Source organism: Sedimentibacter saalensis, assembly GCF_007830175.1.
GTDB lineage: Bacteria > Bacillota > Clostridia > Tissierellales > Sedimentibacteraceae > Sedimentibacter > Sedimentibacter saalensis.
The window spans coordinates 144,108-156,840 of sequence record NZ_VLKH01000002.1; the positions used below are offsets into that span (position 1 = coordinate 144,108).

Here is a 12,733-nt window from a genome sequence, read left to right on the forward strand (position 1 = left end):
CTCCTTAAATCAGTATATCAGAAGTTGAAAATTTTTACAAATCAATATTATCAAATTTCACTATTTTTATTTGAGAAGGCGTATATTCTGTTTCTGAAACTATTACATCAAGAATCTTTGTTGCGTCAGCCTGTTCAATAGTTTCATTTGTAACAACTTTTACAGTGTCAGAGTCTACTATTACCACTGTCTCATTGTATCCCTTAGACTGAAGCATTATTTCAATATTTTGTTCCGCTTCTATGTAAGAATTCTTGTTTAAAAGAAGTGATTCAAACTGTTTTTTTGTATCTTCAGATATTGAAGCATTGCTTATGCTTTCTTCAAGATGATCAACAACGTCCATGTTTTTCTTTTCTTTATTTAGCTTGAAACTTGAAAAGCTGGCACTGAGTGTATCTAAAATGCCTGTAGAAGAAGCTGCAGCTGAATTCATGTCTGTAATGTCAGTTATATCACCAAGAATTTCATAGTTTGATTCTTCTTCAGTATCTTCTGATTCAGCAGTTTCAAAGTCTTCTTTTACAGCTTCACCTTCAGAAGTTTCAACCGGAGTTTCATCTTCTGCAACTTCTTCACCTGCGGTATTTTCTTCGCCTTCTACAAATTCAGCAATGTCTTCCTCCAGTGTATCTGCCCCTGGTGCTACAACCTGTGCGTAGTCATCAGCATCAAAGGTGTCCTTCGGAGACATGGTCAAATTCACATAGCCAATAATAAATATTATTGCCAAAGAAGTTATAAAAACCAGTGTTTCTTTTTTCATAATCATAATTACCCCCTTAGTTCATTTCTGATAAAATTATTTCAATATCATTTAATTTGATATCTAATAAAGTCTTTACGCTGTTAGCCAGAACAGCATAAATATCTTTACTTCCTCTATAATCTGCAACTACTAAAACTCCTGAAATTTCAGGGTATTGATAAGTTTTTTCCACTACTTGGTTATCGCCTCCCAGAACAACTTGACTTTGTCTGGTCTCACTTTTCACCTCTCTTCTTGTACCGTCGCTGTTCACTTCAATATTTGTTTCATTGCTTATGTTTTCATCATAAACAGGCTCCATTTCCGGAGTTTTCTTTGTGTAAATCATGACATCGACGCTTTTCATATTTTCTATTTTCCCCAGTATTTCTTCTAACCTCTTTTCCAATGATTGTACATAGCTGTCTGTTATAATTTCCTGAGTGTTCACATAAACTGTCTTTGCATCGGAGAAATTACCTGTTATTTTCGTGGTGTCAAAATTAAGTATCAAAGAAATGATAACAAGCAATATAAATATGTTTACCGCATATTTAAGATTTTTGTTGTCTTTAAACATTTTAATAAAATTATTCATATGTTCCTCCTGATGTAACTCTTATATTATCTGAACTGATTTTAAATACTTCAGCTATGTCTTTTTTTATTTTTTTTGTTGTGTCGGTACTCATAAGCCCTTTTGTTGTTACCAAGACATCAATATCCATGTTTCCTGTAAAATTCAGCTCAATGTTTTTAATCACTTCTTCTCCTTCATAAAAATCCTGATTTAATTTCTCTATGAATTCAGGGTCAATGTTTTGTATGCTCATTTCCCTCTGATAATCCGGTGAAATATCAGGCATATCCAATAAGTTTAAATTAATGCTTCCATTAAGAAATATATTGTCCAATATATAAATCATGATAAAAAGTTTTAAAGAAATTCTGCAAAATTTTTGTGTCTTGCCTTCAGGAAAAATTATCATGATAAGGTTGAACATCAATATTAATACCAGTATGTTTACAATTGTACTTTTCATAGATTACCCGAATATGTTATTCATATAGTTTAGTAAAATGGAATAATAAACAGTCACAATGATTATGGGAGTTAAAAGACATATGAGGTATATGTAAAACAAGTCTGCCATCTCATAAATAAGCTTGGATATATTTTCATTGAACGGCTCTGTAAGAACTCCCACTGCCTTGTACAAAACAAGTGCAAGCGCAATTTTTACAAGAGAACCTCCAAATGCCGTCAGGAGGAAAACAATCACTACAACACCAAGTACATCCTTTATCATCAATATGCTTTTTAAAAACACTCCGAAGAAATTTGTCACTGCACTTCCTATAACAGGCACAGCCGAGGGGCTAAGTGCTTTTATGGAACTTATAAAAATATTATCCGTTTTATATAATATATATCCTTGTACAGAAAAATTTATGACAACAATAATCATATAACCGGACAAAATTAAGAGCGTAACCTTTTTTAATGCCCCATAAAAAAGCTTCATGTTTATGAGTTTACTCATGTTGTTTACAAGAATTACAGCAATCATTATTACAGTAACTATGTCCGTGAAGCTGTATACAAACTGTGTTGTTATTCCTATGACATAATTAAGTGATGTCTGGAAGAACTGCAGCATGCTTAGTTTACCGAATGTGAGCATTGCGGCCATAAACACGGCATTCATTTCTTCTGTAATGATCTTGAAGCTTGAAAAATCATTTCTAAGCATGTCCTTTATGGACAGCACATCCTTCAATATTATTGTGAATATTATTATTACGGAAAATAAAACCACAATATCTGAGACACTTTGATTGTTTATTTCATCTGCAAAATACTTTATTATGGTTAAAAGCATGCAAATTGCTACTACGTTCATTCCGGTTTTTAACAAATCCCTGTAAAAATTCCTTTTGTTTTCAAGCTCATACCTGATGTAATCCTTCAGGCTTATTTCAAGTTCTCCTTTGAAAGCTTTTTTTATGATGTCCTTTATTTCTATGTTGTTGTCTTTAAAGTATGAACTTCCGCTGTTTATATACTCCTCAATTTCATGAACAGGAACTTTATCCAATGCTTCATCCAGAGTATTTGCGTATGTTGTCTTTGTTAAGCACAAGATCAAAACCAGAATTAAAACCATTATTTTTTTTTTCATTTCATCACCCGTTAACAAGCAGAAGTATTTGATCTAGGAAAATCTTTATAACATCCATGGAATAGATTAGTATTATTATTTTTCCTGCAATTTCAACCTTCTTGCCTACGGATTCATAACTTAAATCCTTACAAAGGAGTGATATGAAATCACATATATACGCTATTCCCACAATTTTTAATATGGTGCTGAAATATTCGGTCTTCAGGTTATACCTGTTAAACAGATTTACAATTTCCAGGACATAGGTTCTGAGCTCCCGAAACAGTATGTAAACCACAAGTATTCCGAATATTGCAGTAATGTAGACTTTGAACTCAGGATTGAACTTTGAAATGGTAATGCTCAATATTACTGTTATAACTGCAATGAATATTATTTTAGCAAGCAACATATCATTTTTATCAATACAAGTTGAATACTGATTTAACCTCCATGAACAAATCATTCATCATTCCAACTATGAGAGTCATTACCACTATGACGCCTGCAAGCGTCACAAACATTGCCTGTTCATCCCTTCCGGTTTTAGCCAAAATCTGATTAAATACTGCAACTACAATACCTATTGCACCAACTTTAAAAATTAAATCTACATCCATAGCTCCCCTCCTAAATCAAAATTACAGCAGTCAGGCATCCCACAAGCAATGATATCCTGTTGTTAAGGTTTTTCTTCTCACTGTTTGATATTTCATGTTTTTTCATTGAATTCTCCATTTCGTTCACTGTGTATAAAAGCTTTTTGTCAAGAATATCCGAATAGGTGCTCCCGTAAAAATCAACTACTTCGGCAAAATGTCTGTTGAAATCATCTGGAGTCATCAAAACATTTCCAATCATTGTTAAATAATCTCTTCTGCCAGTTTTTTCTTCAAGAGATTCAATCATTTTTTCGCAAACTTTCTTGACTTCATTGCTTTTGAAGTCGTATTGATCGTATATTTCACCTATTGACATTTTCATGTGACAGGAATAAATTCTCAAATATTCAGTGAACTCCGTCAGTTCCTTCATTCGCGCAATAATTTTGTCCCCGGAGTCGTTTATATATTTGAAAATGAATTTAACTGATATTATTATGAGAACAAATATGGTGCTTTTAGCCCACATCACTGTATATCACCTTATTTCTCTGCAAATCATAGATTTCTTTTACGGCGGTTGGTTTATTTGAACTTTTTAAAATCACTGCTCTGTCAAAAAAATTATTTTCTAAAATTGTTTTCATATAAATATTTTTTTTCACATCATCGAGGCTGAAGCCATGAGCTGTTGTGATTATGTTAACGCCGCTTTTCAAAGCATACTGCACTGTTTCAAAGTCATCCATGGACCCTAGCTCGTCTGATATTATTGCCTTTGGAGAAAGAGATCTTATGCTCATAAAGAAACCCTCCCTTTTCATGCAGTAGGACAATACGTCAGATCTTCTTCCCACATACATTTGTGGAACACCTCCGAACACAGATGATATTTCTCCCCTTTCATCAATGATCGATATGTCGCAGCCTTCAAAATGAGGATTTGAGAATCCATCGCTTAAATTTGCAGCTACATCTCTTATGAATGTTGTCTTGCCCGACATGGGAGGACCTATAATCAATGTGTTGAAAATATTTTGCTTTGAACTGACGAAAAATTTTAGAAAATTCTTAGAACATCCGGGAAATTCCCTTGCAATTCTAATGTTAAGACTTGTTATGTTTTTAAAACCCTTGAATAAATCACCTTCATAGATGCAATCACCTCCAAGACCAATTCTGTGTCCCCCTTCCACTGTAATGTATCCGTTTCTTATTTCCTTTTCATAAGCATGAATCGAGTTTTTTGTTACGATAGAAATTGTTTCATCAATGTCTTTTTTGCTGAGCCTCAAGCCATTATCCATAAAAATTTCATTTCTGATAAATTTTATAAACACAGGGCTGTTGACCCGAAGCCTTATTTCAACGGCTTCCCTTTCAATTAGCTCAGACTGCTTGGACACTATGTTTCTTATGTTGTTTCCCAATAATTTTAAAATGCTGTTCATTTTCATCTCCATCCTTGTCCTCTTAATCTATAATATTATGCTTAATTGATTTTATGATAAAATGTATATATAAATTTATATAACAAGAGATAGTTTTAAATTAAAAAATCAAATTATTTTTGTAAAATGTGTTTACAAATGAAAAATTAATGGTATAATGACTTTGTAAATATCTTCAGGGCAGGGTTAAATTCCCGACCGGCGGTAAAGTCCGCGAGCCGAAAGGTTGACTTGGTGAAATTCCAGGACCGACAGTATAGTCTGGATGGTAGGAGAGATTACTTGCATTTTGTGAGCAAATTACTATCGACATTTAGGCCTCTGAAGATTTCAGAGGTTTTTTATATTCTCTGACAATCTTTATATGGTGCATGGCACAAGGAGGAAAATAATGAAAAGTGAAATTTCAGTAAATCAAAGAGGAAGTGCTAAAGTAATAGCAAAAGTAGGTGTATTATCAGCAGTGGCAACAGTTTTAATGTTGTTTGACTTCCCGCTGTGGTTCGCCCCTAATTTTTATCAATTGGATTTCAGTGAGGTTCCTGTTCTTTTAGGAGCATTTGCTTTAGGACCTGCTGCCGGAGCTGCAATTGAACTGGTAAAAATTTTAATTAACTTTGTTTTAAACGGAACTGATACAGGCGGTGTAGGCGAACTTGCAAACTTTATTATAGGATGCTCATTGGTTATTCCTGCAGGTTTTATCTACAAACATAATAAATCTTATAAAACTGCAATCATAGGCTTTATAGCAGGAACACTGGCAATGGCAATTGCTGGAGCATTCATGAACTATTACTTGCTTCTCCCTGTTTATTCAAAAGTGTACGGAGCTCCGGTTCAGGCTTTCATAGAAATGGGAAAAGCGATTAACCCTGCAATTACAGATTTAAAAACTTTTGTACTTTATGCAGTCGTTCCTTTCAATGTATTCAAAGGAATTGTAGTGTCTGCAGCTGTACTACTCATTTACAAAAGAATATCACCGATACTGCACAAATAAATATATGATTTAAAGCCGCGTTTATTAAAAAATGCGGCTTTTTTTGTTGCTTTATTTTTCTTGACTGCAAAGCACATTTAATATTATAATTAATTGTTGGTTAACGTTATCATGAATATGATTTATAAATAGAGAGGAATTCTTATGAAAATAAAAATTTATTCGGTTTTATACTTCCTTAATTTTTATCTGTCAGGACTTTTGATTCCTGTACTCAGTCTTCTGTTGATTGAAAAAGGCGCAACGCTTAGCAACCTGTCTATTATTTTAGGATTTTACGCTTTTACTGTTGTCTTGCTGGAACTTCCAACAGGAATCATGGCAGATTTGTTTGGGAGAAAAAAAACTTTCAGTCTTTCACTTATTATTTCAACCATAGGTTTTATAATAATATTGTTTGGAAAAGGTTTTTTGTTTATGTGCCTTGGAATTATGTTTTATGGTATCAGCAAAGCCCTGGCCTCCGGTTCCTTTGACGCTTTATTTATTGATTATTACATAGAACACAACGGAAAAGATCACCTTCACAACATAACAACAAGACTTTCAGTTCTTGAAGCACTGGGCCTTTCAGCAGGTGCTGTTTCAGGAGGTTTTTTCCCTAAAATTGCTGCTCTATACTTCCCTTCTTTAGGCGTGTATGATTTAAACCTTATTGTAAGAATTGTTTTATCACTTCTTGTCTCTTTTATGTCTATGATATATATTGTTGAAACAAAAAAACCGGAAAAAACAGAGAGAATTTCAATCAAACAGCACGTAATTAACAGCTCTAATCTTGTGATGAAAAACACAACAGTCATATGTATTTTCATATCTGTTTTTGCAACAGGAATTTTTCTGAGTTCCCTTGAAACTTATTGGCAGCCGCATTTTATTTCACTTCTCCCTAATGATAACATGATGGGACTTTTGGGTGTTATGGCATTTTTGTACCTGGCTGCTGCAACTGTAGGAAGCATTGCTTCTAACAAATTAATTAAGAAACACAAATTAAATTCAAAAAAATTGTACTTGTTCATGAGGCTTATGATGTCATTGTTTCTTGTGGCTACATCTTTGCAGACAAAAATATATCCCTTCATTGGATTTTATTCGATTATTTATATGATGTTTGGAATGGCCAGTGTACCGGAAGGAGCAATATTAAACGGTGAAGTTCCAAATGAAATAAGAGCCAGTGTGCTTTCGGTTTATTCTTTCATATTTCAAATCGGAGGACTCTCAGGGTCTCTTATTTACAGCATTATAATAAACTATGTTTCAATACCAATAATCTGGACTATTGCAGCATGTATAATACTTGTAACTGTTCTAATAACTGCAAAGAAATTTTTATCCCATGTTCCTGAAACTATAACTGCAAAATAAAAAAAGCTGTTTATTATAACAGCTTTTTTATTGAAATTAATAGTCACATCTCACTGTCTTTTAGCATTAATACGACACATTCTGTCAATTTGGTCATATGATATATTATTATTGTATGAAAGGAAGAACTATATGAACAACACTTTTAATAGAAATCCAAATTTTAATGCACCATCTTTAAATAGAAACACAATGTTTACATCTTACAATTCATATACTAATGATTATGTCAGAGATACAACTCCAATAAATTCAAATTATTACAATCAGTATATTCCCAGTGTTTACGAAAAATATGATTTAAAGAAAAATGCACATTATGCAAAAACAGAAAAAGAAATGAAGGACTATGGACCTGAACCATTCACAGTGAACATTGAAGAAATTACAACGCAAAACAAAAATTTCCGCACTGTATTGTGGACAGGTGAACACTTGCAGCTTACTCTCATGAGCATAAATCCAGGTGAAGACATAGGACTTGAAATTCATCCTGAGCTTGATCAATTCCTTCGAATAGAAGACGGTCAGGGAATTGTTAAAATGGGTGATAATGAGAATAACTTGGATTACCAGGAGGATGTGTTCGAGGATTTTGCATTTATAATACCTGCAGGCAAATGGCACAATATTTTAAATACAGGCACAAAGGCGCTTAAGTTATATTCTATTTATGCTCCCCCTCAGCATCCTTACGGCACAGTCCATAGAACTAAAGAAGATGCAATGGCTGCTGAAGAAAATCACAGCCATTAAAATATTGTCAATTTAACTACCTGCAACATATCTTATAAGAGGAGGTGAAGTAAATAAATGTATAATATACGAGCTTCACAATACGGACCAATAATAGTGAACGGTTATGCATACCCATTTATCAATCAATCGGTTTTTCAGCAATGGACAAATAACATGACATATGTATCTTCTTTCAGTTATGGATTTAACAGAAATGGAGATTTGATTCCATTATTTGACGAGAGTTTAATACAGACAGCATACAGAAACCGCGTAGCGCCTATCATGACATTGACTCCGTTAGATGAAGCTGGAAATTTCAGCAATGAACTGGCCAGCTATGTATTAAATAATGAAGTTTCAAGAAATAGATTGATAAATAATATTTTCAACACTGTCATAAGAAAGGATTATTATGGTGTGGATTTTGACTTCGAGTTTTTGTTTGCTGATGATGCTGACGAATATGTAGAGTTAGTAAGGCAGATGCAGCAAAGGCTTAATCCCATAGGAGCTGTGACATTGGTTGCTCTGGCACCAAAGACTTACACTGAACAACCGGGGTTGTTATATGAAGGTCATGACTACAGAGGTCTTGGAGAAGCAGCAGATTTATCGCTTCTGATGACTTATGAATGGGGCTACACCTACGGTCCTCCTATGGCTGTTGCTCCCATAAACAATGTGCGACAGGTACTGGAGTACGGCATAACTCAGATACCACCCAATAAAATATTAATGGGAATTCCAAACTATGGTTATGATTGGACACTGCCATTTGTACAGGGGCAATCTGTTGCTGAAAATCTTTCAAATCCGGAAGCAGTAGCAAGAGCGGCAAGCGTCGGAGCACAAATCCAATTTGATGAAACTGCTCAAACACCATTTTATGAATATACGGATAGTCAGGGACGACAGCATGTAGTATGGTTTGAAGATGAAAGAAGCTTAAGAGCAAAGCTTGAACTTGTAAATGAATACGGTCTGGCAGGAGTAAGCTTCTGGACAGTAATGAACCCGTTTCCTGCTGCCACAAAATTGTTAAATGAAATGTATGATGTTGTTAAGGTTATCTAGAAAATTTTAAATGATAAAATAAAAAAGTCCGAGAAATCTCGGACTTTTATTTAACTAATCACAAATTCCGTTGTCACACATGCAAAATAGAACAACCAATAGCAAGAAGAAAAACAACAATGTTGATCCATCTCCTAAAAATCCGCCTATTCCGCCTATATTATCTCTGTTGCATCCCATGTTTAAACCTCCCAAATAAATTATTTTAACTTATTATATGAGTGGTGGTTTTTCTTGTTACATAGAATCATAGTAATTTATTTCTTCTTCACAGGAATCCAGACTTCGCTGTAAGCATAATCTTTTAATTTCTCATCCATTTTAGTAAAAGAAAATGTTGGGACATTAATAACCTCGTAATTTGAAGAAGGAAGCCATTCAGAATATACTTTTGCCATAGTTTCCTGTAATGTGGAAGGAAACGGTCCTTCATTTGGGAATACGGCCCAGGTACATGGTTCTACATGCACTATATCTAAATGTTCACTTATATTATTTTCAGTTGTTAAAACACCTATGAGGTGTGTTAATTCCCCCTCTTCTTTTAAAAAGTCAGCATCTGCATCATAAGAAGCATTGACAATTTCACAAGGCTCCATGTTTTGCAGAGAATGCATTTCTTCTTTTTGTTCTTTTGTTATGCTCATTGCAAGTTTTAAAATTTCATTGTTGACACCTTCAAATTGCATGGGTACGCGCTTGCTCACTCCCACTAGATTAAATGCTGGTTTTTCTTCAATTCTAAATTCCATAGATATTCCTCCCTTAACGGTTATTATGAATGAAAGCTTAGGAAATGACTTGCTAACGCCTGTTTTTGTTACATCGGATGGTAAAAATCCACTCCATTTTTTAAATGCTCTTGTGAAGCCGTCCAATGACTGATATCCAAATTTATATGCAACATCTGTCACCTTTTCTCCCTTTAACAAATCCTTATTTGCTTCTGACAATTTTCTGTTTTTGATATATTCGTTAAGAGTCATACCTGAAAGATAAAAAAATATCTTTCTGAAGTGATAATCAGAAACACCGGCATATTCGGAAATTATTTCAAGAGATAAATCATCTGTTAAATGCTCATCAATATAGTCCATCACCTGATTTAATTCTTTTAGCATTGTTTCCCTCCTTTTCATGTCTACATAATACCAAAGCTACTTTATTAATGCTCGACATTTCTACTACAAAAATTATCGGATATATTAAAAAACACCCGATAACAATCGAGTGTTTAAGTTCGTTTTGGTGAGTAAATACATAAGCCGAGTTCTGTATTAAACAGTCATCTATCTACGCCTGCCGTTACCGGCAGACTCCAGCAACCTACCATTTGGACTGTGACGAGCAGCCACTCTACGGTCCGTTCTTGGTCTTGCTCCAGGTGGGGTTTACATAGCCAATTAGTCGCCTAATTGCTGGTGAGCTCTTACCTCGCCTTTCCATCCTTACCGCTTGCGCGGCGGTCTCTTTCTGTTGCACTATCCTTAAGGTCACCCTCACTGGGTATTACCCAGCACCCTGCTCTGTGGAGCTCGGACTTTCCTCATGCATTGCTGCATGCGACTGTATAATTTACTCTATGTTATAATACAGTATTTTTCATTTGTTGTCAAATGAATTATTAACCATTACTGTCATTTATTATTTTAAGTTATCAAGTTTTTTAAGCCACAGATTGTATGAAGCATCGCTTGGCATTCTCCAGTCACCCCTCGGGGAAAGAGATACTGAACCAACTTTTACACCATCAGGCATACATGAACGTTTAAACTGTTGAGTAAAAAATCTTTTGTAGAATTTCTTCAGAGTTTCAAGAATTACTTCATCAGAAAATTCACCCTTGAATGCTTTTCTTGCAAGAAAATATATTTTTTCAGGCTCATAGCCATTACGCATCATGTTGTATAGGAAAAAGTCATTAAGGTCGTATGAACCAACTGCTTTTTCAGTGAACTGCTGAATATTTCCTTCTTTGTCAGGAGGCAGAAGTTCCGGGCTTACAGGTGTATCACACACATCAAGAAGCGCAGTCTTTATGTCCCCTTCTGTTTCTTCATCAGCATACCATTTAACAAGGTATCTTACCAGAGTCTTAGGAATGCTTGAGTTTACTCCGTACATGGACATGTGGTCTCCGTTGTATGTGCACCATCCAAGTGCAAGCTCTGACAAGTCTCCTGTTCCTACAACTATTCCGTCTTCCTTGTTTGCAATATCCATCAAAATCTGTGTTCTTTCCCTTGCCTGGGAATTTTCATATGTTATATCGTGAACATCCATACTGTGTTCTATATCCTTGAAATGTTGAATGCATGCATCCTTTATAGAAATTTCCTTCAGTGTCACCCCAAGTTCTTTCATGAGGGTAACAGCATTGTTGTATGTCCTGCTTGTTGTTCCAAAACCCGGCATGGTTACTGCAATGATGTTCTTTAATGGCAGGTGGAGCTTTTTAAAGGCTTCAACAGTAACAATAAGAGCAAGAGTGCTGTCAAGTCCACCGGATATTCCAACAACAGATTTTTGCGAACCGATTTTTTTCATTCGCTGATATAGTCCGGTTGATTGAATGTTTAGTATTTCTTTGCAGCGTTTGTCTCTTTCTTCCCTGTTTGAAGGAACAAATGGCCTTGAATCAATATATCTTTCTATTTTTTCATTTTCGCTGTATCCAAGATCAAAATAAATATTTTCATAATCAAGTTTGTTGTTCTTACCCATGTATGTGTTGAATTTCACACGATCATTCATGAGTTTTTCAAGGTCAATATCACAAATCACAATACTATCTTCATCAGAAAATCTGTTTTCTTTTAATATAGCTCCGTTTTCAGCAATTATTGCGTGTCCTGAAAATACAACGTCAGTTGTACTTTCACTTTGTCCTGCAGAACAATATGCGTAAGCAGTGATGCATTTTGCAGACTGAACTTTCACAATATCTGTTCTGTAATCATTTTTAGCTATGGTTTCATTGCTGGCAGACATGTTCAATATAAGATTTGCGCCTTGAAGAGTGTGAAAGGAGCTTGGTGGAATGTTGACCCATAAATCCTCACAGACATCTATTCCAATGCATAAATTTGATAAATTGTCCTTGAAAAGAATGTTCTCATTGAAAGGAACACTTTGTCCGCATAACATGACACGGCTGCTTATTCTTGAAATTGAAGAAGCAAACCATCTTTTTTCATAAAATTCATTGTAATTTGGAATGTATGTCTTGGGAACTGCTCCAAGAATTTTACCATTTGTGAAAACTACGGCACAGTTAAAAAGCTGATTGTCTGCCTTCACAGGCATTCCAACAGCTATGACAGCATCAAGGTCTTTTGTTTGTTCAAGTAATGTAACAAGTGCTTCTTCTGCTCCTGAAATAAGTGTTTTTTGATTGAACAAATCTGCACAAGTGTAACCTGTAACAGAGAGTTCAGGAAACAAAATTACTTTTGCCTTGTCTATTACTGCTGCTCTTCTGGCCATTTCAGCGATTTCTTTAGCATTATAATCCGGATCTGCCACTTTTACAGCAGGCACAGCTGCTGCTACTCTAATGTATTCAAAGCTTTTCATGT

The 12,733-nt window shown here is 34.8% G+C and carries 15 protein-coding genes, 1 other RNA gene and 1 riboswitch; of the genes, 4 read left to right on the forward strand and 12 right to left on the reverse strand.

Going from position 1 to position 12,733, the window contains the following annotated elements:
• Window positions 1–34: 34 nt before the first annotated feature.
• Genes LY60_RS03575 through spoIIIAA form a run of 8 tightly spaced genes read right to left on the reverse strand, consistent with a single transcriptional unit; the run spans window position 35 to window position 4,966 of the window.
• Window positions 35–772, reverse strand: a complete 738-nt coding sequence (locus tag LY60_RS03575) for a SpoIIIAH-like family protein (protein WP_145080127.1) — start codon at window positions 770–772, stop codon at window positions 35–37.
• Between the two features lie 10 nt (window positions 773–782).
• Window positions 783–1,346 (reverse strand): hypothetical protein, encoded by a 564-nt coding sequence (locus LY60_RS03580; RefSeq protein WP_145080129.1) that lies wholly within the window; start codon window positions 1,344–1,346, stop codon window positions 783–785.
• Window positions 1,339–1,791: a hypothetical protein gene (locus LY60_RS03585; protein WP_145080132.1), complete on the reverse strand. Its 453-nt coding sequence runs from the start codon at window positions 1,789–1,791 to the stop codon at window positions 1,339–1,341. The genes LY60_RS03580 and LY60_RS03585 overlap by 8 nt, the downstream gene beginning before the upstream one ends.
• Before the next feature lie 3 nt (window positions 1,792–1,794).
• Window positions 1,795–2,931, reverse strand: coding sequence for a stage III sporulation protein AE (locus LY60_RS03590; protein ID WP_145080135.1), 1,137 nt, complete (start codon window positions 2,929–2,931; stop codon window positions 1,795–1,797).
• Between the two features lie 4 nt (window positions 2,932–2,935).
• The gene (locus LY60_RS03595; RefSeq protein ID WP_019227080.1) at window positions 2,936–3,325 is read right to left on the reverse strand and encodes a SpoIIIAC/SpoIIIAD family protein; all 390 of its coding nucleotides are present in this window, start codon (window positions 3,323–3,325) and stop codon (window positions 2,936–2,938) included.
• A gap of 10 nt (window positions 3,326–3,335) precedes the next feature.
• Window positions 3,336–3,533 carry a stage III sporulation protein AC gene (spoIIIAC, locus tag LY60_RS03600; protein ID WP_019227081.1) on the reverse strand — a complete coding sequence of 66 codons (198 nt, stop codon included), beginning with the start codon at window positions 3,531–3,533 and terminating at the stop codon, window positions 3,336–3,338.
• A 10-nt stretch (window positions 3,534–3,543) separates the two neighbouring features.
• Window positions 3,544–4,044, reverse strand: coding sequence for a hypothetical protein (locus LY60_RS03605; RefSeq protein ID WP_019227082.1), 501 nt, complete (start codon window positions 4,042–4,044; stop codon window positions 3,544–3,546).
• Window positions 4,034–4,966 (reverse strand): stage III sporulation protein AA, encoded by a 933-nt coding sequence (gene spoIIIAA / locus LY60_RS03610; protein ID WP_246145359.1) that lies wholly within the window; start codon window positions 4,964–4,966, stop codon window positions 4,034–4,036. Before spoIIIAA ends, LY60_RS03605 begins: the two co-directional genes overlap by 11 nt.
• A gap of 167 nt (window positions 4,967–5,133) precedes the next feature.
• A riboswitch (FMN riboswitch) is annotated at window positions 5,134–5,247 on the forward strand.
• 110 nt (window positions 5,248–5,357) lie between these two features.
• On the opposite strand from spoIIIAA, the gene LY60_RS03615 reads away from it, so the two are divergent.
• The 4 genes from LY60_RS03615 (at window position 5,358) to LY60_RS03630 (ending at window position 9,155) form a co-directional block, all read left to right on the forward strand.
• Window positions 5,358–5,969 carry an ECF transporter S component gene (locus LY60_RS03615; protein ID WP_145080141.1) on the forward strand — a complete coding sequence of 204 codons (612 nt, stop codon included), beginning with the start codon at window positions 5,358–5,360 and terminating at the stop codon, window positions 5,967–5,969.
• 144 nt (window positions 5,970–6,113) lie between these two features.
• Entirely contained in the window at window positions 6,114–7,340 is a 1,227-nt protein-coding gene (locus tag LY60_RS03620; RefSeq protein ID WP_145080144.1) for an MFS transporter, read from the forward strand.
• A 132-nt stretch (window positions 7,341–7,472) separates the two neighbouring features.
• Window positions 7,473–8,096 (forward strand): cupin domain-containing protein, encoded by a 624-nt coding sequence (locus LY60_RS03625; RefSeq protein WP_145080147.1) that lies wholly within the window; start codon window positions 7,473–7,475, stop codon window positions 8,094–8,096.
• A gap of 57 nt (window positions 8,097–8,153) precedes the next feature.
• Entirely contained in the window at window positions 8,154–9,155 is a 1,002-nt protein-coding gene (locus LY60_RS03630; RefSeq protein WP_145080150.1) for a glycosyl hydrolase family 18 protein, read from the forward strand.
• A gap of 54 nt (window positions 9,156–9,209) precedes the next feature.
• On the opposite strand, the gene LY60_RS18290 is transcribed toward LY60_RS03630, so the two are convergent.
• The 4 genes from LY60_RS18290 to LY60_RS03645 form a co-directional block, all read right to left on the reverse strand.
• Window positions 9,210–9,335 (reverse strand): hypothetical protein, encoded by a 126-nt coding sequence (locus LY60_RS18290; protein ID WP_019229329.1) that lies wholly within the window; start codon window positions 9,333–9,335, stop codon window positions 9,210–9,212.
• A gap of 77 nt (window positions 9,336–9,412) precedes the next feature.
• Window positions 9,413–10,276: an AraC family transcriptional regulator gene (locus LY60_RS03635; protein ID WP_145080153.1), complete on the reverse strand. Its 864-nt coding sequence runs from the start codon at window positions 10,274–10,276 to the stop codon at window positions 9,413–9,415.
• A gap of 124 nt (window positions 10,277–10,400) precedes the next feature.
• An RNA gene (rnpB, locus tag LY60_RS03640) (RNase P RNA component class A) lies at window positions 10,401–10,737 on the reverse strand.
• Between the two features lie 62 nt (window positions 10,738–10,799).
• A complete protein-coding gene (locus LY60_RS03645) occupies window positions 10,800–12,731 on the reverse strand; it encodes an NAD(+) synthase (RefSeq protein WP_145080156.1) in 1,932 nt (643 codons plus the stop codon).
• Between the last annotated feature and the right edge of the window lie 2 nt (window positions 12,732–12,733).